This window comes from Croceicoccus pelagius (genome assembly GCF_001661915.1).
GTDB lineage: Bacteria > Pseudomonadota > Alphaproteobacteria > Sphingomonadales > Sphingomonadaceae > Croceicoccus > Croceicoccus pelagius.
The window spans coordinates 125,895-146,718 of the sequence record NZ_LYWY01000039.1 but is presented as its reverse complement, the minus strand read 5'-3'; the positions used below and the strand labels follow the sequence as shown (position 1 = coordinate 146,718).

Genomic DNA, 20,824 nt, shown 5'->3' with positions numbered 1-20,824 from the left:
GGTAGGCCGCGCCAAGTGCATCTGGAGCGGCCAGACGCCCTTATTGCCCGACAGGCAGTTCCTCCATCGTCGGGGCCTCGTCGGGGATGCACACTTCGACCTGCCCGCCTTCGACGCGGATCGGAAACGTGCGCAGATCCTTGTAGGCACCGCCGATGCAGCGTCCGGTTTCCAGTTCGAAACGCGCGCCGTGCAGCGGGCACATCACCGCGCCGCGACGGATACGGCCACCCGAAAGCAGCGCCGCCTGGTGCGTGCAGCGATCGTTGACCGCGTGAAATCCGTCCTCCGTCTTCGCGGCAAGGACGTACCAGCCGGCGACCTTGGTCGCCAGTTTGCCTTCCTCGGGAAAATCGCTTTCGGCGATCAGGGGATGCCAGGTCTCGCTCACGTTAATTCGATCCTCTCTATGCGTAATGCGGCCCTAACGGCTTGGGCCGGCTCTTTCACGCTAACAATTCCGATAGCTATCGCCTGCGGAGCCGATTGGCGACAAGATGGTGGTTCAATCAGTGTGGGAGAGACATACGATGACACAGCAAGAGGTGGAAACCCTTATCGACGACCTCTACGCCGCGAGTGCAGCCGGCGACTGGGACAAGGTCGCAACGATGGTCACCGACGACCTTCTCATCACCGAGGCACAGGGCCTGCCGATGGCCGGCACCTACCAGGGCCGCAATGCCCTGCGCGACTTGTTCACCGACGTGTTCGCCATGCTGCAGGTGCAGTCGCTCGACGTCATCGGATCGACCTATGGCGGCGATTTTGCCGTGAAGATCCTGCGCATGAATTTCGGCGAAGGCCTCGAACCGGCGGAACTGACCGAAATGTTCCGGATCCGCGACGGCAAGGTCTGCGAGATCAAGCCCTATTATTTCGATCCCGCGCCCGTGAAGGCCGCGGCAGCAGCAATGCAGAAAGCCTGATAAAATGGATTTTGCCGTTCCCGACCGCGCGCTCGAAATCGGCGCGCGGGTAGAGAAGTTCGTCCGTGAAGTCGTCATTCCGTATGAGAAGGACGGCCGGCGCGACCACCACGGTGCGCCGCTGGACGAAATGGTCGACGAGATGCGCGAGAAGGCCCGCGCCGCAGGGGTCATGACCCCGCACATCTTGCCCGACGGTTCTCACCTCACGCAGGTCGAGACGGCATATGTCCTCATCAAGTCCGGCCTGTCGCCGCTCGGCCCGCTGGCCTGCAATACGATGGCGCCTGACGAAGGCAACATGTACCTGCTTGGCCATGTCGGCTCGCCCGAGCTGAAGGACAAGTTCCTCAAGCAGATGGTCTCGGGCCACGCGCGCAGCGCATTTTTCATGACCGAGCCTGCCGACTGGGGCGGTGCCGGTTCCGATCCTTCGATGATGAAGACGACCTGCCGCAAGGACGGCAACCACTGGGTCGTCAACGGCAAGAAGACCTTCATCACCGGCGCCGATGGCGCGAAGGTCGGCATCGTCATGGCCGCGTCCGAGGAAGAGGATTCCAAGGGCGGCGCATGCATGTTCCTGGTCGACCTGCCCGATCCTGCGATCAGGATCGTCGACGTGCCCAACACGATCGACACCTCGATGCCGGGTAGCCACGCCACGGTCGAGATCGAGAACCTGCGCGTTCCGGCAGACCAGCTGCTGGGCCAGCCGGGCGAAGGATTCAAGTACGCACAGGTCCGCCTGTCGCCTGCCCGCCTGTCGCACTGCATGCGCTGGCTCGGTTGCTGCATCCGCGCCCAGGAAATCGCCACCGACTACGCCTGCCGCCGCGAGGCTTTCAGGAAGACGCTGATCGATCACGAAGGCGTGGGCTTCATGCTCGCCCAGAACAAGATCGACATCCAGCAGGCCGAACTGATGATCTACTGGTGCGCGAGCGTGCTCGACACCGGCGATCTCGGCACGACCGAAAGCTCCATTTCCAAGGTCGCGGTGTCCGAAGCGCTGATGCGCATTGCCGACAACTGCGTGCAGGTCATGGGCGGCACCGGCGTGACCGACAAGACCATCGTCGAGCAGGTCTACCGCGAAGTCCGCGCCTTCCGCATCTACGACGGCCCGACCGAGGTCCACAAATGGTCGCTCGCCAAGAAGATCAAGCGCCAGTGGCGCGACGCGCAGGCACAAGATGGCTGAGACGATTGCAGAGGCCAACACCGGCACCACGCCGGTGCGCGAGGGTTACGAGGTCGATCTAGGCCGCCTGACCGCGTGGATGGAAGCCAATGTCGAAGGCTTTGCCGGCCCGCTGACGATCGAACAGTTCAAGGGCGGCCAGTCCAACCCGACCTACAAGCTGACGACGCCGGGTGCGAAATACGTCCTGCGCCGCAAGCCGCCGGGCGAACTTCTCAAAGGCGCGCACGCGGTGGAGCGCGAGGCCAAGGTCATGACCGGGCTTGGCAAGGCCGGTTTCCCCGTGCCCAAGGTCTACGGCATCTGCACCGACGACGACGTCATCGGCACGTGGTTCTTCGTGATGGACATGGTAGAAGGCCGTATCTTCTGGGACGCGACTTTCCCCGAGGTGAGCCGTGAGGAGCGGCCCGCCTACTTCGATGCGATGAACAAGGTCATGGCCGACCTGCACAAGGTCGATTACGAGGCCGTCGGCCTTGGCGACTATGGTAAGCCGGGCAACTACTTCGCGCGCCAGATCGGTCGCTGGTCGAAGCAGTACCTGGCCGATGAGGAAGCAGGCCGCTACGAGGACATGGACCGGCTCGTCGCATGGCTGCCGGAGAACATCCCGGCAGGTGACGAAACGACCGTGGTCCACGGCGACATGCGCTGCGACAACATGATCTTCCACCCCACCGAGCCGCGCGTGCTCGCGGTGCTGGACTGGGAACTGTCGACACTGGGCCACCCGCTGGCAGACTTTGCCTACCACGCCATGATGTACCACATGCCGCCGGATATCGTCGCAGGGCTGGAAGGTGCGGACCTGAGGGCGCTGAACATCCCTAGCGAGGACGAATACGTCGCCGCTTATTGCGAGCGCATGGGGCGTGAGAGCATTCCGAACTGGAACTTCTACATCGCGTTCCAGTTCTTCCGGCTTGCCGCGATCTTCCACGGCATCAAGGGCCGCGTGATCCGCGGCACCGCCGCGAACGCACAGGCCAGGGAACGCGCCGAAGCCTTCCCGCGGCTTGCCCGACTGGCGGCAGAGGCCATGGAACGCTGTTCCTGATACGAAAAGAGCCGCCGGTCACCCCGGCGGCTCTTTCAAGTTCTGGCTTTGCGGCCTGATCAGCCCAGCTTGCGAACCGGTTCGCTGCCGTCCCAGTTCGCTGCCGCGTCCTTCATCATCGCGAAGAATTCAGCGCCGCCTTCGGCAAGCTGAACGAATTCCACGATGCCGCCCGCGCCGAAGCCCGGATCGGCATAGATGACATAGCCGGTTTCGCCGACCTTGCCTTCGACCACGATTGTCGCGCCTGCGTCCTCGACAGCCTTGCGCGCGACCTCGATATCCTCGACCACCTGACAGGTGTGGTGCATGCGGTCGTGCACCTTGTACTTGCCGGTGTAGTGCGCCGGGGCGTCGTTGTCGGGCCGTACCAGTTCGATCTGCATGTCGTTCCAGTAGGCGATAGCGACGGTGAAGATCGCATCCGTCGGCTCGCCCATGCACTTCATGTCGCCCAAGCGGATGTTTTCGAGCAGGAAGAACGGACCGACACCCATCGTCTCGGTCCAGTACTTCAGCGCCGCGTCGAAATCCTTCGGCAGGTAGGCGTTCTGCATGATCGGGCCGATGCCCGCGATGGTGTTGGCCTTTGGCATCACAACCTCCTTACGCGAAGAGTTCTTCGGGGTTTTCGAGAAGCCCCTTGAACGTCTTGAGGAACTGCGCACCTGCCGCACCATCGATGGCACGGTGGTCGACCGAGAGGGTGAACGAGATCATCGTCGCGAATTCGATACCGCCGTCATCGGTTTCCACCGCCCGACGTTCCGCGCCGCCAACGGCAAGGATCGCGCCCTGCGGTGGATTCACAATGGCATCGAAGTTTTCGATCCCGAACATGCCAAGGTTGGAAACGGTGAACGTACCGCCGTCCATTTCCTCAAAGCCCAGCTTGCCCTCTCCAGCCTTGCCGACCAATTCCTTGGTTTTTGCCGCAATCTGATCGATCCGCATGCGGTTCGCCTGGCGCACGATCGGCGTGACGAGACCCTTGGGACTGGCCACGGCAACCGCGATGTCGGCGTGCGGGAAAGAGTGGATCTCCTCGCCGTGCAGTTGCACATTCACGTCGGGATGTGCGGCAAGCGCCTTGGCGGCAGCCATGACGACGTAGTCGTTGACCGACGCCTTGGTGCCCAGCACGACGTTCGCCGTCTTGCGCAATTCCAGCATCTTGTCCGCCTTGACGCTTACGCGCAGGTAGAAATGCGGGATGTTCTGTTTGGCAGCGGTAAGCCGCTTTGCGACGACTTTCCGGATCTTGTCGAAGGGAATGACCTTCGCCTCGTTCGGCACGGCCTCGAACGGAGCACCGAAAGCCGTAGGTGCCGACGAACCGGTGTCTTCCGGAACCTTGGCGAGGACGTCCTTCTTCGAGATACGCCCACGCGCACCCGTGCCCTTGATCGAGCCGAGCTCAATCCCGTGGATCGCCGCGATGCGGCGCGCCAGCGGCGATGCGAAGACGTCGGTTTCGTCCGGCAAAACCGCCGTGCCCTTGGGTGATGCGGTCGAAGGTCCGCGCAGAGCCTGCTGCACGTCCTGGAATGTGATGCGACCGCCGCGGCCCGAACCCTCGATGTCAGAGATGTCGACGCCTTCGGCCTCGGCAAGCTTCAGCGCCTCGGGGCTGATCGGGCGGTTGGTGTCGATCGTGATCGCCTTGGGCTTGTCTTCATGCCCCTCGATCGCGGCTTCCTTGGGTTCGCCTTCCTTTTTCTTCTGCTTGCCCTCGGCAACGCCGCCCTGTGCGGGGACGAAATCCTCGACGAACTTGGCGATGTCTTCGTCACTTGCAGAGCCGTCGTCGAACACGGCCAGAAGCGCGCCGACCGGTTCGGGCTGATCGCTGCTGGGAACGACGATCTTGCGAACGGTCGCGTCGTATTCGGCCTCGACCTCGTTCGTGATCTTGTCCGTTTCGATCAGGCAGATCAGGTCGCCCTTGGAGAAGGCTTCGCCCTCGCCGAACTTCCATTCGGCGACGGTCCCTTCCGTCATCTCGATACCCCATTTCGGCATCGTGAAAGCACGTATCTTAGACATTATCCGTGCCTCCTCAATTGTAGGCCAGCGCCTTGCGGACGGCGGCCTCGATCTTGTCGGGGTTCGGTAGGTATGCGCTTTCCAGTTCCCGCGCGAACGGGATCGGGGTGTGCGGCGCAGTGACCATTTCGATCGGCGCCTTGAGGCTTGCAAAGGCCTTGTTCGCAACGATCGCGGCAAGGTCGGTCGCAAGGCTGCAGCGCGGCGGTGCTTCGTCGACGATGACGAGACGACCGGTGACTTCCACCGAATCAAGGATCGCTTCCTCATCCAGCGGGCTGGTCGTGCGAAGATCGATGACGTCCGCGCCTATCCCGTCTGCCGCCAGCTTGTCGGCAGCACCCTCGGCCATGCCGACCATCATGCCAGTGGCAAGGATCGTCACATCCTGTCCGGCACGCGTCAGGCGCGCGTGGCCGAAGGGGATGGTGTAATCCGGATCGTCGTGCACTTCGCCCTTCATGCCGTAAAGCGCCTTGTGCTCCATGAAGATGACCGGGTCATCTTCGCGGATCGCCTGGCGCATTAGGCCTGCCACGTCCGCCGGCGTGGAGGGCATGACGACCTTCAGTCCGGGCATGCCGGTCAGGATCGCGTGCGGGCTCTGGCTGTGCTGCGCCGCGGCGTTGTAACCTGCGCCATAGATACAGCGGATGATCGCCGGACACTTGGTCTTGCCGCCGAACATATAGCGGAACTTGGCGATCTGGTTCCAGATCTGGTCAAGACTGACGCCGATGAAGTCGGCGAACATCAGTTCAGCGATCGGGCGCTTGCCCGACAGCGCAAGGCCGCCAGCCGCGCCGACGATGGCGCTTTCCGAAATCGGGGTGTCGATCACGCGATCGGGGCCGAATGCCTCGTAGAAGCCGCCACTGGTCGACCAGATGCCGCCGATGGCTTCCGGGCCGCCTGCAGTTCCCATGCCGCCGACGACGTCTTCGCCAAGGACGACGACGTTGGGGTCGCGTTTCATTTCTTCAAAGATGGTGTCACGAACGGCGTCGCGATACATTTTACGTGCCATTGTTTCGCTCTCCCGCTCAATAATCGATGTAGACGTCGACAAGGACGTCTTCGGCAGTGGGTCGTTCTGCCTTGCGGGCCGATTCCACGGCCTTCTCGATCCGGCTGGCGACTTCGGCGTCGATCTTGTCGAGTTCTTCGCCTTCGAGCAGCTTCGCCTCGGTCACGGTCTCGCGGAACTTCTTGATACAGTCGCGCTCGGCACGGATGCGGTCCAGTTCTCCCTTGGCGCGGTAACGCTGCGGATCGCCTTCGAAGTGGCCGTAGAAACGCTCGGTATCGAACTCGACCGCAGCCGGGCCGTTACCCGCACGGACATATTCAAGCACTTCGCGCATGGTGTCGTGAACCGCGCTGAAATCGGTGCCGTCGGCGCGCCAGACCTTCATGCCGAACGCCTCGGCGCGGCTGGCGATGTCCTTGTCGGTGCCGACCGCATATTCGAAGCCGGTGTGCTCGGAATAGTGGTTGTTCTCGAACACGAAAATTGCAGGTGCCTTGGTCACGACAGCCATGTTCATAGCCTCGAACGTCGTGCCCTGATTGCAGGCGCCGTCGCCCGAAAACGCGATGGAAACCTTGAGGTTGCCGTTCTCGTCCTTGCCGTCGATCTTGGCGGCAATGGCTGCGCCGACCGCGATCGGCGCGCCGGCACCGACGATGCCGTTTGCGCCCAGCATGCCCTTGTCGATGTCGGCGATGTGCATCGAACCGCCCTTGCCCTTGCACAGGCCTTCGCGGCTGCCCCAGATTTCCTTCATCATGCCTTCGACATCGCAACCCTTGGCAAGGCAGTGGCCGTGTCCGCGGTGGGTCGAGACGATCTTGTCATCGTCGGTCAGGTGTTCACACACCCCGACGGCGACGGCTTCCTGCCCCGCATAGAGGTGGGTAAAGCCGGCGATTTCGCCCTTGGCGATCTCGTCGTGGAGGAAATCCTCGAAATCGCGGATGATCTTCATCCTGCGATAGGCCTCCAGCAGGTCTTCACGGCTGAGTTGCATTTATCTCTCCCGAGTATGAATTTTTGTTAGAGGCCAAGCACCGTCTTGGCGATGATCGTGCGCTGGACTTCATCGGTACCACCGAAGATCGTCCATGCACGACTGTTGAGATAGCGCGCTGCGGCGACTTGCGCCTTTTCACAGCGGAACGGAGCCGGCGCGTTCTCGCCATAGAGCGGTCGCGCGGTCGGCAATTGGAGACCGGCCGGACCGAACAGGTCGACCGCCAGCAAATCGACATCTTGGCGCAGGTTTGATGCCAGCAGCTTGGTCAGCGAAGTCTGCGGACCCGGCTTCTGCCCCTTGGCAATGCGCGAGAGGATCTTCAGTTCGATCACCTCGAGCGACTGGATGCCAAGGCGCAGCTTCGCCATGCGGCGGCGCCAGTCGAGATCGTCGGCCAGCTTGCCGCCGCGGCCGTCGGGCACATCCTTCGACATTTCCTCGATCTGGTCCAGGTCGAACAACAGCTTGGGCGCATGGCAGGAACCGCCGCGCTCGTTTTCGAGCAGGAACTTGGCGATCGTCCAGCCCTGCCCTTCTTCACCGACAAGGTCGCCGGCGGGGACTTCGACGTCCTCCATGAAGACCTGGTTCACTTCGTGATCGCCCGCCATCGTCAGGATCGGGCGCACCGAGATACCCGGCTGGTTCATGTCGACGAGGAAGAAGCTGATGCCCGCCTGTTTCTTCACGGTCGCATCGGTCCGCGCGAGCACGAACATCTTGTTCGCCCAGTGCGCGTGGGTAGTCCAGATCTTGGAACCGTTGATAACGTACTTGTCGCCCTGCTTCACTGCACGGGTCTGCAGCGAGGCAAGGTCCGAACCGGCATTGGGTTCGGAGAATCCCTGGCACCAGTAATCCTCGCCTGCGAGGATGCGGGGCAGGTACTTTTCCTTCTGTTCCTGCGTGCCGAAGTTGAAGATAACCGGCGCGACAAGCTTCAGGCCCAGCACGGTCAGGTTCGGGGCCCCTGCCAGCGCGCATTCCTTCTCGAAGATATAGCGCTGCACCGGGGTCCAGCCCGTGCCGCCATCTTCCTTGGGCCACTGATAACCCAACCAGCCCTGTTCGTTCAGCACCGCGTTCCAGTCCTGCCCGATATCGGGTTCGACGAACACGGTCGGCGAACTGGCCGCACCCTCGCGGATACGGTCCGTCAGGTTGTTTTTCAGAAAGTCGCGGACTTCCTGGCGGAAGCTTTCCTCTTCCGGGGTCAGCTCGATATCCATCTCAACGCTCCAGGATGGTCACCGCGGACACGCCGGGTGCACCATAGACATGACTATAGGCGGTCTTGGGATCGCCCGGCACCTGCCGCGCGCCGCCCTGTCCGCGCAATTGAACGACATTTTCGTAAACCTGGCGCAGACCGGAAGCACCAATCGGCTCGCCGCAGGCAAGGCAGCCGCCATCGGTATTGACCGGAAGCTTGCCGCCGATCTCGGTCAGGCCTTCGGCCAGCCACCTTTCCTGCTCGCCATCGGCGCAGAACCCGTTCTCGGCCATATGCATCAGCTCGGCGCCTGCCTCGGTGTCCTGAAGCTGGGCAACATCGATATCCTCCGGGCCGATGCCCGCGATGTTGAAGGCATCGCGGCTGGCGATATTGGTCGCGCTGCCGCCACGCTCGATATCGACGGAAGGTGCGAAGACCTCGAAGCTGCCCGGCGGACGGGTGCGCATCGTCGCGGCCTTCAGGCGGACCAGCGGCACGCCGAGTTCGCGAGCCTTCTTCTCGCTACCGAGGATGAGCGCGACGCCCCCTTCGGCGGGCGAACAGAACATGTATTTCGAATAGGGGTCCGAAACCATCGGAGCCTCTAGAATGTCTTCCAGCGGCACCGGCTGGCGGCGCCATGCGTGTGGCGCCTTCTCTCCGTTACGAAACGCCTTTTCGGCCACGCGGCCAAGCGTTTCGCGGCTGATCCCGTTAAGGTGCATATAGCGCATGATCTTGTTCGCGAAGAACTGCGTCGTGACCATGTAGCCGGCATCGCCGTACCATTCGGGCAGGTTGTATTCGGACGGCTTGGCATCGAACGCCCCGCGCGGGTGCTTGTCGAAACCAACCGCAAGGCCGATGTCGCATTCGCCCGACTTGATCGCCATCTGCGCCGAGAACAGCGCCGAGCCACCAGCCGCGCAGCCGTTGCGCACGTTTATGAACTGGACGCCGGTCAGGCCGAGCTGGTCGACCATCGTGTCGGGATTGCCCGCCGCATCCGACGCGCCGTATGCGAACTGGACGTCCTTCCATTCCAGCCCTGCATCGCCGAGCGCCTGGCGCACCGCGAAGACTCCCTGGTCGACGCCAGACATGCCTTCGGTCCGACCGAAGGGATGGATGCCTACACCCAGTACGAAAACGTCGCCCATTACGCAGCCTCCGCCGGACGGAACGCCGGGATCAGGACCGGTTCGGCCGCATCGGGGTCGAGTGGGGTCGTCGTGAATTCAAGCGGCATGCCAATCTCGATATCGTCGAAGTCGACGTCGACCAGCCGGGCCTCGACGATGGTTTCGCCGGGCAGCTCGACATAGGCGACAGGGAACGGGGTGAACGCTTCGGGCCCGGCATAAGGCGGGCTTTTCGGTCGGAAACGCTGGATGGTGTAGCTCCACAAGGTACCACTGCGCGACAGGGGAACGGGTTCGAAACGGTCGTTCACGGGGCAGGGAAATACGATACGGCCGCTCTCGCGATCCTTCCCGCCGACAAGGCGCGGTTCGGGCTCGCTCGTGAATAGGCCTTCGGCGATCGCTTTCATCTGTCTCCCCTCCGGCATCGACGTCAGTGCCGATTTGAGTCGCTTTGTGTCATACCGCTTAAAGCGCAATCGGCGGACCTGCGCAGGCTCCTAAAAACGCTAGGCACATGTCGCAGGTCGCGATTCCGAAAGGCGCGCGCCGACACGCCGCAAAAGCAACGGATGGCTGAATTTTCGACGAAATCCGCGATCAGTTGAGCGAGATATAGCCGAGCTGGGCCGCCTTGAAGACGGTCTGGCTGCGGTTCACCGCGTTCAACTTTGTCGAGGCGTTGTGGATGTGAAAACGCACGGTCGCGCGGCTGCGCGACATTATCATCGAGATTTCCATGTCGGTCTTGCCGATGGCGGCCCAGCGCAGGCACTCCACCTCGCGCTTCGAAAGGCGCGAACCCGGCGGCAGCGCCTGGATCGCACCCATGACGCGCGTGTAGCTTTCGATGAACGCGCGCGCGTAGATCCCGAACTTGTCGCCGTTGCGGGCAAAATCTTCGGTGAGATCGACCTTTTCCGGATCGTCGAAATCGAAACTGACGGCGCCGATCTGGCCGAACGCCATGTGAACCGGCACGACGATGGCCGCGCGGGTTCGGGCGCGCGCCTCGAAGTTCGAAAGATCGATCGATTCGAGATACTTGTTCGGCGAAGGCAGATGGAATCCTTCCGCGTTCACCCAGAACGGTTCGTTCTCGAACCGGCAGGCCGACGTGATCGGCGATTCGAGTGCAATACGCGGATTGCGCCACCACACGTCGTCGGTGTCGGGCCAGCCAAACACTGTGGACGCAAGGACGTTGCCCTCCATATCGACGGGGGTGCGCTTGTCCGCGATGTCGTGCGCGGGGGCGGCCTTCATCCCTTCTGCCGCAGCGATATCGGCCAGCGCCTTTGCGGCGCGAACAATATCTTCGGGTTTGCGAATTCGGACTTCGTCCAGCTTGTCGATCGTGAATTGGGCCATGGCTTCCTCTCGTCCACAGGACGATAACCTCCTGATTCTGTCAGGACAATGACGCAATCCCTAACACTTTGCAGAGCCTCCGCCTCGATTGATTCCTGCTAGGCATCGAACCGGAGAAGGAGTGACCCTTGAATTTCGACCTCAACGAAGACGAAGAAATGCTCAAGGCGGTCGTCGAAAGGTTCGTCGCGGACCGTTACGACGTCGAGCGCCGCCGTGGCTATCTGACCGAAACCGCAGGCTTCAGCGCCGAGAACTGGTCCTTGCTGGCCGAACTTGGCGTCATGTCCGTGCCCTTTTCGGAAGAAGCGGGCGGCCTCGGTCTCGACGCGACCGCGACTGCGGTCATCTTCGAGGCGCTGGGCCGCGGCATCGTGGTCGAACCCGTTCTCGAAAGCTGCGTTCTTCCCGGTCTCTATCTGGCCGCCGGTGCGGAGGAAGCAGTGCAGGAAGAATGGCTCCCTGCCCTGCTCTCGGGTGAAAAGCGGATGGCCATTGCCTCCATCGAAAGCGGATCGCGCGACGGCAGCCTCTGGATCGAGACGACCGCGAAGCAGGACGGCGAGGATTTCGTCCTCGACGGCGAGAAGATCTACGCGATCGCCGGCGCTCAGGCAGATGCCTACCTCGTCAGCGCGCGCGAAAGCGGCGATGCGACCGACAACGACGGCTGGGCATGGTTCCTCGTCCCGGCCGACGCCGATGGCCTGACCATCACGCAGTGGCGTTTTTCCGACGGTACGTGGACCGCCTCGCTCACGCTTTCAGCAGTCACCGTTCCGGCCTCGGCCCGCCTCGCGAGCAACCCGGACGGCTTCGAACGCGCCGATGCACTGGCAAACCTTGCCCGCTCGGCAGAAGCGCTTGGCATCATGGAATGCATGTTCGCCGAAACGCTGGACTATCTGCGCACCCGCGAACAGTTCGGCGCACCGCTCGGCAAGTTCCAAGTCCTGCAGCACCGCATGGCGGAGCAATACGCGATCCTGGAACAGTCACGCGCACTGGTCGAACTCGCGATCGTGAGCGACGGTGAGGACGGCTTTATCCGCAATGTCGACGGCGCCCGCGCCTTCATTTCCGATGCCTCGCTCGAACTGGGGCACGAGATGATCCAGTTCCACGGCGGTATGGGCGTGACGGACGAGCTTTCGATCGGACAGGGGCACAAGCGCCTGCTGGTCCTATCGCGCTGGCCCGAACCGCCGCTCAGCACGCTGGACCGCTACGCGCTCGCCTCCTGATCGCAACTGCGGCAAGGCACATGAAAGCAGCATGGTATGGCGAGAACGGAGGGCCCGAGGTCCTCCACTATGGCGATATTCCCGATCCGGAAGTCGGTCCGAAGACGGTACTCGTCCGAGTCGAGTGGATCTCGATCGAGGGCGGTGACCTGCTCAACCGCATCCACGCGGCGCCTTCTTCGGACCATCACATCCCCGGTTATCAGGCCGCTGGCATTGTCGAGGCGGTGGGCAACGAAGTCACCCGCTTCAAGGCGGGTGACCGCGTCGTCGCCTTCGACTGGAACGGCAGCCACGCAGAATTTTTCGCCGTTCCCGAACACTACGCCTACCCCGTGCCCGAGGGCATGGACTTGCGGCAGGCCTCGATCGTTCCCATCGCCTTCGGCACCGCGCATGATGCCTTGTTCGAATATGGCGGGCTGAAAGCGGGCGAGTTCGTACTGGTCCAGGGCGCTGCGGGCGGTGTCGGCCTGTCGGCGGTGCAACTGGCTGCGCGCGCCGGAGCGCAAGTCATCGGCACCGCGTCGGGCGAGGCGCGGCTGGACCGTATCCGTCCGCTCGGCCTAGAACACGGGATCGACTACAGGAACGAGGACATCGCCGCGCGCTGCCGCGAGATTACCGGAGGCAAAGGCGTGGACCTCGTGCTCGACCTCGCTGGCGGCAAGGGCAAGGACCTGCTGGTAAAGGCGCTGCGCCCACATGGCCGTTACTCGGTGATTGGCGCTGCGGAAGGCACCCTGCCCAGCTTCGATTTCTTCGAACTGATCCGCAAGGCGATGCAGGTGACCGGCATCTCGTTCGGGCGTGACATGCACACGCCGCGCGTTCACCAACTGCTGGAAGACCTTTTCGCCGACGTTGCCAGCGGCGCGCTCGTCTTGCCGATCGAGCGTGAGTTCCGCCTGTCCGAGGTGCGCGAGGCCCACGAATTCGTGGCAACGCAGCACCCCTTCGGACGCGTGGTGATGCGTCCCTGAAGAAGCCCGTTCAGCGCTTGTCGGTGTAGCCCGCGAGCCTGCCGGTAATCACGTAGTCGAGAATGTCGACGATCTGTGCCGGGGTTTCCGCCACGGCCAGTGCGGCGGCGTCAACTTCCTTCAGCGGATGGGTCAGGCTCTCGTCGTGGTTGACGATAATCGCCTTGCCAAGCGCGGCGGCATAGCCCGCGTCGAACGCAGCGTTCCACTGGCGATACTTTTCGCCAAAGCGCACGACGACGACATCGGCGTCCTTGATAAGCGTCTGCGTCCGGATCGCGTTCACTTGCGCACCCTTGCGGTCGTGCCAGAACTTGTTGTCCTCCGCCCCCGTGATCGCGACACCGCAATCGTCGGATGCGGGGTGGTCCGTCACCGGACCGGAAAAGCGGATCGGCAACCCGCGATGCTTTGCCTCATCCTCGATCTCGCTGCGCCAGTCGGTGTGGATCTCGCCCGAGAGATAGACGTTCCAGGTGCGTTCCATCGCTTATCGCTCCTTCGTGGTGCTGAAGGTCAGGTCGGGGTTCTTTTCCTGCTGGTAGCCCACGTCCCACGGCGACTTGGCGAGGAAGACCGGATCGTCGTCACGGTCCTTCGCCATGTTGGCGCGGTTGAAGCCAGCGAACTCGTCGATCTTCTTCTCATCGCCCTTCACCCAGCGCGCGGTCGCGAAAGGAGCGGGTTCGAGGCTGGCGTCGACCTTGTATTCTGCCGCAAGCCTGCTGATGAGCACGTCGAGCTGAAGCTGTCCGACGACGCCTATGACCCACTGGCTACCGATCTCGGGATAGAAGACCTGGATCACGCCCTCTTCCGACAGATCGTCGAGCGCCTTCCTCAGCTGCTTGGTTTTGGTCGGGTCGGCAAGCTTCACGCGGCGCAGGATTTCGGGCGCGAAGTTGGGCAGGCCGGTAAAGCGGATGTCGTTCTTTTCCGACAGGCTGTCGCCGACGCGCAAGGTGCCATGGTTGGGGATGCCGATGATGTCGCCCGGTTCGGCGGTATCTGCGATCTCGCGGTCCTGCGCGAAGAACATGATCGGCGAATGGACCGCGATCGGCTTGCCAAGGCCGGACGGCGTCAGCTTCATGCCGCGCTTGAACGTACCCGACACCAGTCGCATGAAAGCGATACGGTCGCGGTGCTGCGGATCCATGTTGGCCTGCACCTTGAAGATGAAGCCCGAAACCTCGTCCTTGGTCGGCTCGACCGGACCTGCCTCGCTCGGCTGCGGTCGCGGCGGCGGGGCATGGGTGGCGATCGCCTCGATCACGTCGGTCACGCCGAAGTTCTTGAGTGCGGAACCGAAGAAGACCGGCGTCAGGTCGCCCGCGCGATAGGCGTCGACGTCAAATTCGGGATAGCCGATCTGGGCCAGTTCGACCTGTTCGGCGAATTCTTCAGGGATCGTCGCATCGGTATCGATCTTGCCGAGAAACTCCTTCGACGGCCCCTCGGGCCGCGCGACCGAGCCGCTGGCAAGGTCGAGAATGCCTTCGAACCGCCCGCCCATACCGACCGGCCAGGTCATCGGACACACGTCCAGCGCCAGCATGTCGGCTACTTCGTCCATCAGCTCGAATGGCTCGCGCCCTTCGCGGTCGACCTTGTTCACGAACGTGATGATCGGCACCGAACGCAGGCGGCAGACCTCGAAAAGCTTGCGGGTCTGCGGCTCGATGCCCTTTGCCGCGTCGATCACCATGATCGCGGAATCGACCGCGGTCAGCGTGCGATAGGTGTCCTCGGAGAAATCTTCGTGACCCGGGGTGTCGAGCAGGTTGAAGGTGATGCCGTCCCGCTCAAACGTCATGACCGAGGATGTAACCGAGATGCCGCGCTGCTGCTCGATCTTCATCCAGTCCGAACGCGCGCGCCGCGCCTGTCCGCGGGCCTTCACCTCGCCGGCAAGGTGAATCGCGCCGCCGGTCAGCAGCAGTTTCTCGGTAAGCGTCGTCTTACCGGCGTCAGGGTGCGAAATGATCGCGAAAGTGCGGCGTTCGGCCATCTTGATTGTGCTTTGCTTATTCCCGCTCGACCGAGAAACCGGCGAAGGCCTGCCTCACCGGCATGAGTTCGAGCGTGTTGATATTGAGATGCGGCGGCAGGGTCGCAACCCACAGGACGGTTTCGGCGATGTCATCGCCGGTCATCGGGTTCACGCCTTCGTAAAAGGCATCGGCCGCCTCCTGATTGCCGCCGTTGCGAATGACGGTAAATTCGGTTTCCACCATTCCGGGCTCGATCGAGGCGACGCGAACGCCCGTGCCGTTGAGGTCGGAGCGCAGGCCAAGACTGAATTGGCGCACGAAGGCCTTCGTCCCGCCATAGACGTTGCCGCCCTTGTAGGGATAAGTCGCCGCCACCGACGAGATATTGATGATCGCACCCTTGCGTTCGACCAGCATCGGCAGAAGCTTGCGCGTGATCGAGACGAGCGCGGTGACGTTCGTGTCGATCATCGTCTTCCAGTCATTCAGATCGGCTTCCCATGGCGCCGCCATGCCAAGCGCAAGGCCGGCATTGTTTACGAGGCAGTCGATCTGAGCGAAATCGCCGTCCAGCGCGTCGAGCGCAGCGTCGCGGGCGGCTTCGTCGCGCACATCGAAAACGCAGGGCATGAAGGCGTCGCCCATTTCCTCGCGCAGCGCTTCGAGCCGGTCCGCCCTGCGGCCCGTGCCCACGACCTTCCAGCCCGCGCCGATAAATTCGCGCACACAAGACGCGCCGATGCCCGAAGTCGCTCCGGTGACGAGTGCGGTCGGCATGGGTCTATTCTCCTGAAACGGCGGGTGTGATCGTGACGCTTACCCGGAACGAGCGTTCGGCGCCCGGTTCCAGTTCCATGACGCCGGGTTTTTCGCGGAAATCGCCGTCGAAGCCCACGGGGTCCGCATGCCCTGCCCACGGTTCGAGGCAGATAAAGTCTGCACCCGGCTTTTGCCAGATGCCCAGCATCGGGCAATCGGGAAAGGCCATCTGGATCGACGCGGGGCTCGCCCCCTCGCCTTCCGGCGCCGCCCCTTCGTAGCACAGTCTGCGACTTTCCAACCGGTCCCAGATCAGCGCGTCGGCGCGGAACAGGCCGGAATGGAGCGCGATCCTGCGGTCGACGACCGGCGTATCCTCGTAGAAGCAGAGCAGGCCGTCGCCATCGAGACGACGGATCGGGCCGCCCTCGCGCTCGATAAAGCGCACGGAGTGATCCCGCTTGTCACCGCCGCCGGGCAGCGGCCAGGCGAAGCCCGGGTGGAAGCCGATGCTGAAGGGCATCGCACTATTGCCGGTGTTGCGGACCGTCGCGGTCATGCCGAGCGTGGTGTCCTCGATCTCGTAAAAAAGCTCTAGATCAAAGGCGAACGGAAAAACGGCGCGCGTTCCCTCATCGTCGGAGAGACGGAAAAGCACCGCACCATCGTCATGCGAAACGCGCTCGAATACGCGCTTGCGGGCAAAACCGTGCCGCGCAAGATCGTATTCCGCCCCGTCCAGCCGCAGCTTGCCGCCCGCCAGTTCGCCCACGATGGGGAACAGGATCGGCGAACGGCCCGTCCAGAATTCGGGATTGCCATCGGTCATCCACTCGGCCCCGCCGGCATCGGTGATCGATACCAGTTCGGCGCCAAGCGGCGATATGCGCGCCGTCAGCTCGCCCGATCCGATGGCAACAGCCTCGCTCATCCGCGCAACGTCGCGCCTTGCTTGGCAGCCGCCGCCGTCACCGCGTCACTGACCGACTTGAGGTCGGCATCGGTGAACGTCGCCTCGACCGGTTGCATCGTGACTTCGATGGCAAGCGACTTCTGCCCCTCGGGCACGCCCTGTCCGGTGAAGACATCGAACAGGCGGGCATCGACGATGCGCTTCTTGTCCGCAGCCTTAACCACGCGAACCAGATCGCCTGCTGGAAGATCGGCAGGAACGAGGAACGCGAAATCGCGCGACACGGGCTGAAGCGAGGGCGGCGTGTAGCTGGCCCGCGTGAACGTGGCCGCGCCCTTCTTCGCCGGTATCGCTTCGAGATCGATCTCGACCGCGACGACTGCGCCTTCAAGATCGAACTGTTTGGCGACCGAGGGGTGCAGCGTGCCGAAGCGCGCAAGAACGTTCTTGGGGCCAAGGCGCAGCGTGGCCGACTGGCCGGGGTGATACTGGCTGCCCGCCTCGCCCATGACCATAAGGTTGCCGACCGGCGCACCTGCGGCTTCGAGCAGGGCCAGCGCCTCGGCCTTGGCGTCGAAAGCGTCAAAGCCCTGTGCCTTGCCGGACTGCCATGAACGCCCGGTGCGCTCACCCGCCAGCACGACGCCCAGTGTCAGTCGCTCGTCGCTCGCGCCGCCCTTGCCGCGCAAGTATCGGCGACCAACCTCGAATAGGCGGACCGAAGCGGCACCGCGCGCCATGTTGCGCTGTGCCGCCATGAGCAGGCCGGGGATGAGCGAGGGGCGCATGGCCTTCATGTCCTCGCTGATCGGATTGGCCAGAATCCAGAGCGGTTCGTCAGCAAAGGCTTCGGCCTCGGCCATCGGCAGGAACGACCAGGTGATCGCCTCGTGCAGCCCGCGCGCGGCAGCGGCGCGGCGCGCGCGGCGCTCACGGCTCTGCATCGGGGTCGCGGTCGGCTTGGCGACGCCTTCACCGCGCGGCAGCGCGACCGAGGGGACGTCGTCCAGACCGTGGATGCGGATCACTTCCTCGACAATGTCGGGCGCGCCGTCGACGTCGGGACGCCAGCTCGGCACGGTCACGGCCCAATGGTTCTCGATCTCAGCGATCTCGAAGCCCAGCGCGGTCAGGATACGGCGCTGCTCGTCCTCGCGCACCGCGACACCGCCGAGGCTTTCGGCCAGCCCCAGTTCGTAGCGGACGACCTTGCCGCCCGCAGGGGCTGCGCCGACGTGAACCGCCTCGCTCGCCTCGCCTCCGCAGATGTCGAGGATCAGGCCGGTCAGGATTTCAAGACCGGTGCCGAGAAAGTCCGTATCGACCCCGCGCTCGAACCGGCTTCGCGCATCGCTCGTCAAGTTGAGCGTTCGTCCCGTGTGGGCGATGCGTTCCGGGTCGAAGTAGGCGACTTCGAGAAGAACGTCGCTGGTATCGTCGCCGCAGCCCGAATGTTCACCGCCCATGATGCCTGCGATATCGTGGACGCCGTTGTCGTCCGCGATGACGGTCATGCTGTCGTCGAGCAGATAGTGCTTTTCGTTGAGCGCGGTGACGCCCTCACCCGCCTTGGCACGGCGCGCGACGACCGGGCCGGACAGCTTGGCGATGTCATAGGCATGACTGGGGCGCCCGTACGTCAGCATCACGAAATTGGTGATGTCGACTAGCGCGGAAATCGGGCGCTGGCCCGCGGACTTCAGGCGCGCCTGCATCCAGGCCGGGCTCTGTCCGTTGGTCACGCCCTTGATGGTGCGGCCGAAAAACGCGGGGCACCCGTCGCGGTCGTCGCTGCGAATCTCGACCGGACAGGGGTAGCTGCCCGCATGGACCGTATCGGCCACCGGCTTCAGCGTGCCGAGGCCAGCCGCCGCCAGATCGCGGGCGATGCCATAGACGCCCATGCAGTCGGGGCGGTTCGGCGTGATCGACAGGTCGAAGACCGGATCGTCAAGATCGGCGAAAGTCGCGAACTCGGCGCCGATCGGCGCGCCTTCGGGAAGCTCGATGATGCCGTCGTGATCGTCGCCGAGGTCGAGCTCGCGGCTCGAACACATCATGCCGTTCGATTCGACACCGCGGATCGCGGCCTTGCGCATTTCCATGCCGTTTGAAGGAACGACCGCGCCCGGAGTGCCTAGGACGCCGACCATCCCTGCACGCGCATTGGGGGCGCCGCATACGACCTGCAACGGCTGCCCGTCACCCAGATCGACCGACAGCACCTGCAGCTTGTCCGCATCGGGGTGCTTTTCCGCCGTCAACACCTTGGCCACGCGGAAGCCCGCGAGCGCCTCTGCCGGGTTTTCGATACCTTCGACTTCAAGGCCGATGGCGTTCAGCTTAGCCGCGATTTCCGCGACAGTCGCTTCTGTTTCGAGGTGGTCCTTCAGCCAGGAGAGCGAGAATTTCATGCCGAAACTCCCACGCCGCCGGAAAGGGTGGGCACATCGAGCGCCGCGAAACCGTAGTGCTTCATCCAACGCAGATCGCCGTCGAAGAATGCGCGCAAGTCGTCCATCCCGTATTTCAGCATGGCGAGCCGGTCGACGCCGGTGCCGAAGGCAAAGCCCTGCCACTCATCTGGATCGAGCCCGCCGAATTCGATGACCTTGCGATTGACCATGCCGCTGCCGAGCACTTCCATCCATGCATGGCCTTCATCGTCGCCCGAACCGCCGACCACGCGGCGTCCTTTCTCCATCGAATAGCCGACGTCGACCTCGACCGAAGGCTCGGTGAACGGGAAGTAGCTGGGGCGCAGGCGCAGGACGATATCATCACGCTCGAAGAAGGCCTTCAGGAAGGTTTCCAGCGTCCATTTGAGGTGGCCGAGATGAATTCCCTTGTCGATCACAAGGCCTTCGATCTGGTGGAACATCGGCGTGTGCGTCGCATCGCTGTCCGAACGGTACACGCGGCCCGGCGCGATGATCCGCAGCGGAGCGCCTTCTTTCAGCATCGAGCGGATCTGCACCGGCGAGGTATGCGTGCGCAGCAGCATCGAGCGGCCCTGCTCGTCGGAATCCGGAAAGTAGAACGTGTCGTGCATCGCGCGTGCCGGATGGCTTTCCGGCATGTTGAGCGCGGTGAAGTTGTGCCAGTCGTCCTCGATCTCCGGCCCCGTCGCGACGGCAAAGCCCATGTCGGCGAAAATCTCTGCCAGTTCGTCCATGACCTGCGAAACAGGGTGGACCGAACCGGTTGAAGCTTCGGGCGCGGGGAGCGATAGGTCCAGCGTTTCGGACGCAAGCTTCGCCTCCAGCGCCGCACTTTCGAGCGCGACCTTGCGCGCAGCGAGTGCATCGGCGACTTCGGTGCGCAGCACGTTGAAGCGTGCGCCAGCCTCCGATCGCTCTTCAGGGCTCATCCCGCCCAGCGTCTTCATCAGCGCGGAAATGCTGCCCTTCTTGCCCAGAAAGGCGACGCGGTGCTGTTCGAGCAGGTCCAGCGTGTCCGCCTCGGCGATTTTCGCCAGGGCCTCGGCAAGCAGAGAATCGGTATCGGCCATCGGTTCCGTCAACTTAGGGAATTTGCAGGTTCGGGAGCGCTCTCTAGGCACTGCCGCCGATCACCGCAATGCCCCGCCTTGGGACGGTTTGGAACCGGGGCAGCAACTAATCCGCCCTACTTATGACAATTGCCGTATGAAAATCCCGATCCCATTGCCACGAGCCGCGCGCGGTGTTCATACCTGTGCTCGAAATCACTGACCCGCGACGCGCAATCGTTCAGAACGCGGTCGAGGAGTTGGTTAACAGGTCGTCGGTTTTTGGGTCGCAGATCCGGCGGACGCTCGGAACGTCGAAATGCAGGTTGGGGGACCGGCAATTCGACACCCCGGGGGCACGAAGGCGCGGGGAAGTGGCAAGCTCCCCGCGCCTTTTTGATTTTCCGGCCCCGAATCCACCCACCGCGAGAAACGAA

The 20,824-nt window shown here is 63.2% G+C and carries 20 protein-coding genes; 5 read left to right on the top strand and 15 right to left on the bottom strand.

The features are described 5' to 3' along the window. Window positions 1-40 precede the first annotated feature (40 nt). Window positions 41-391, bottom strand: coding sequence for a Rieske (2Fe-2S) protein (locus tag A9D15_RS12040; RefSeq protein WP_066765340.1), 351 nt, complete (start codon window positions 389-391; stop codon window positions 41-43). Window positions 392-530: 139 nt separating this feature from the next. On the opposite strand from A9D15_RS12040, the gene A9D15_RS12035 reads away from it, so the two are divergent. The 3 genes from A9D15_RS12035 to A9D15_RS12025 are packed head-to-tail and all read left to right on the top strand — an operon-like array spanning window position 531 to window position 3,193. Next, window positions 531-929 (top strand): nuclear transport factor 2 family protein, encoded by a 399-nt coding sequence (locus tag A9D15_RS12035; protein WP_066765339.1) that lies wholly within the window; start codon window positions 531-533, stop codon window positions 927-929. A gap of 4 nt (window positions 930-933) precedes the next feature. Continuing rightward, a complete protein-coding gene (locus A9D15_RS12030) occupies window positions 934-2,133 on the top strand; it encodes an acyl-CoA dehydrogenase family protein (RefSeq protein ID WP_066765337.1) in 1,200 nt (399 codons plus the stop codon). Continuing rightward, window positions 2,126-3,193 (top strand): phosphotransferase, encoded by a 1,068-nt coding sequence (locus A9D15_RS12025; protein ID WP_066765335.1) that lies wholly within the window; start codon window positions 2,126-2,128, stop codon window positions 3,191-3,193. The genes A9D15_RS12030 and A9D15_RS12025 overlap by 8 nt, the downstream gene beginning before the upstream one ends. 59 nt (window positions 3,194-3,252) lie before the next feature. Here the strand turns inward: A9D15_RS12025 and A9D15_RS12020 are convergent, their stop codons facing one another. The 8 genes from A9D15_RS12020 to A9D15_RS11985 all read right to left on the bottom strand — a co-directional run bounded on the left by A9D15_RS12020 (window position 3,253) and on the right by A9D15_RS11985 (window position 11,004). Next, window positions 3,253-3,789, bottom strand: coding sequence for a VOC family protein (locus A9D15_RS12020; RefSeq protein WP_066765333.1), 537 nt, complete (start codon window positions 3,787-3,789; stop codon window positions 3,253-3,255). 10 nt (window positions 3,790-3,799) lie between these two features. Beyond that, window positions 3,800-5,239: a 2-oxo acid dehydrogenase subunit E2 gene (locus tag A9D15_RS12015; protein ID WP_066765331.1), complete on the bottom strand. Its 1,440-nt coding sequence runs from the start codon at window positions 5,237-5,239 to the stop codon at window positions 3,800-3,802. A 13-nt stretch (window positions 5,240-5,252) separates the two neighbouring features. After that, the gene (locus A9D15_RS12010) at window positions 5,253-6,266 is read right to left on the bottom strand and encodes an alpha-ketoacid dehydrogenase subunit beta (protein ID WP_066765329.1); all 1,014 of its coding nucleotides are present in this window, start codon (window positions 6,264-6,266) and stop codon (window positions 5,253-5,255) included. Between the two features lie 16 nt (window positions 6,267-6,282). Further along, on the bottom strand, window positions 6,283-7,269 hold the full coding sequence (locus A9D15_RS12005; RefSeq protein WP_066765328.1) for a thiamine pyrophosphate-dependent dehydrogenase E1 component subunit alpha: 987 nt from the start codon (window positions 7,267-7,269) through the stop codon (window positions 6,283-6,285). A 26-nt stretch (window positions 7,270-7,295) separates the two neighbouring features. Further along, window positions 7,296-8,504 carry an acyl-CoA dehydrogenase family protein gene (locus A9D15_RS12000; protein ID WP_066765327.1) on the bottom strand — a complete coding sequence of 403 codons (1,209 nt, stop codon included), beginning with the start codon at window positions 8,502-8,504 and terminating at the stop codon, window positions 7,296-7,298. A gap of 1 nt (window position 8,505) precedes the next feature. Next, window positions 8,506-9,651 (bottom strand): thiolase family protein, encoded by a 1,146-nt coding sequence (locus tag A9D15_RS11995; RefSeq protein ID WP_066765326.1) that lies wholly within the window; start codon window positions 9,649-9,651, stop codon window positions 8,506-8,508. Further along, window positions 9,651-10,043, bottom strand: coding sequence for a Zn-ribbon domain-containing OB-fold protein (locus A9D15_RS11990; protein ID WP_066765325.1), 393 nt, complete (start codon window positions 10,041-10,043; stop codon window positions 9,651-9,653). Before A9D15_RS11990 ends, A9D15_RS11995 begins: the two co-directional genes overlap by 1 nt. 190 nt (window positions 10,044-10,233) lie before the next feature. Beyond that, on the bottom strand, window positions 10,234-11,004 hold the full coding sequence (locus A9D15_RS11985; protein ID WP_066765324.1) for a helix-turn-helix transcriptional regulator: 771 nt from the start codon (window positions 11,002-11,004) through the stop codon (window positions 10,234-10,236). 128 nt (window positions 11,005-11,132) lie between these two features. Here A9D15_RS11985 and A9D15_RS11980 point away from each other — a divergent pair, with 128 nt between their 5' ends. Both A9D15_RS11980 and A9D15_RS11975 read left to right on the top strand, forming a co-directional pair. Then, on the top strand, window positions 11,133-12,248 hold the full coding sequence (locus A9D15_RS11980) for an acyl-CoA dehydrogenase family protein (RefSeq protein ID WP_066765323.1): 1,116 nt from the start codon (window positions 11,133-11,135) through the stop codon (window positions 12,246-12,248). A gap of 20 nt (window positions 12,249-12,268) precedes the next feature. Further along, the gene (locus tag A9D15_RS11975; protein ID WP_066765321.1) at window positions 12,269-13,231 is read left to right on the top strand and encodes a quinone oxidoreductase family protein; all 963 of its coding nucleotides are present in this window, start codon (window positions 12,269-12,271) and stop codon (window positions 13,229-13,231) included. Between the two features lie 10 nt (window positions 13,232-13,241). Here the strand turns inward: A9D15_RS11975 and A9D15_RS11970 are convergent, their stop codons facing one another. The 6 genes from A9D15_RS11970 to pheS are packed head-to-tail and all read right to left on the bottom strand — an operon-like array spanning window position 13,242 to window position 20,408. Beyond that, the gene (locus tag A9D15_RS11970; RefSeq protein WP_066765320.1) at window positions 13,242-13,718 is read right to left on the bottom strand and encodes a YtoQ family protein; all 477 of its coding nucleotides are present in this window, start codon (window positions 13,716-13,718) and stop codon (window positions 13,242-13,244) included. Window positions 13,719-13,721: 3 nt separating this feature from the next. Further along, window positions 13,722-15,242 carry a peptide chain release factor 3 gene (locus A9D15_RS11965; protein WP_066765319.1) on the bottom strand — a complete coding sequence of 507 codons (1,521 nt, stop codon included), beginning with the start codon at window positions 15,240-15,242 and terminating at the stop codon, window positions 13,722-13,724. Window positions 15,243-15,258: 16 nt separating this feature from the next. Then, a complete protein-coding gene (locus A9D15_RS11960; RefSeq protein WP_066765318.1) occupies window positions 15,259-16,002 on the bottom strand; it encodes an SDR family NAD(P)-dependent oxidoreductase in 744 nt (247 codons plus the stop codon). A gap of 4 nt (window positions 16,003-16,006) precedes the next feature. Beyond that, window positions 16,007-16,915 carry an aldose 1-epimerase family protein gene (locus tag A9D15_RS11955; protein WP_066765316.1) on the bottom strand — a complete coding sequence of 303 codons (909 nt, stop codon included), beginning with the start codon at window positions 16,913-16,915 and terminating at the stop codon, window positions 16,007-16,009. Then, window positions 16,912-19,311: a phenylalanine--tRNA ligase subunit beta gene (pheT, locus tag A9D15_RS11950; RefSeq protein WP_066765314.1), complete on the bottom strand. Its 2,400-nt coding sequence runs from the start codon at window positions 19,309-19,311 to the stop codon at window positions 16,912-16,914. Before pheT ends, A9D15_RS11955 begins: the two co-directional genes overlap by 4 nt. Next, entirely contained in the window at window positions 19,308-20,408 is a 1,101-nt protein-coding gene (pheS, locus tag A9D15_RS11945; protein WP_066765312.1) for a phenylalanine--tRNA ligase subunit alpha, read from the bottom strand. Before pheS ends, pheT begins: the two co-directional genes overlap by 4 nt. Window positions 20,409-20,824: the final 416 nt, after the last annotated feature.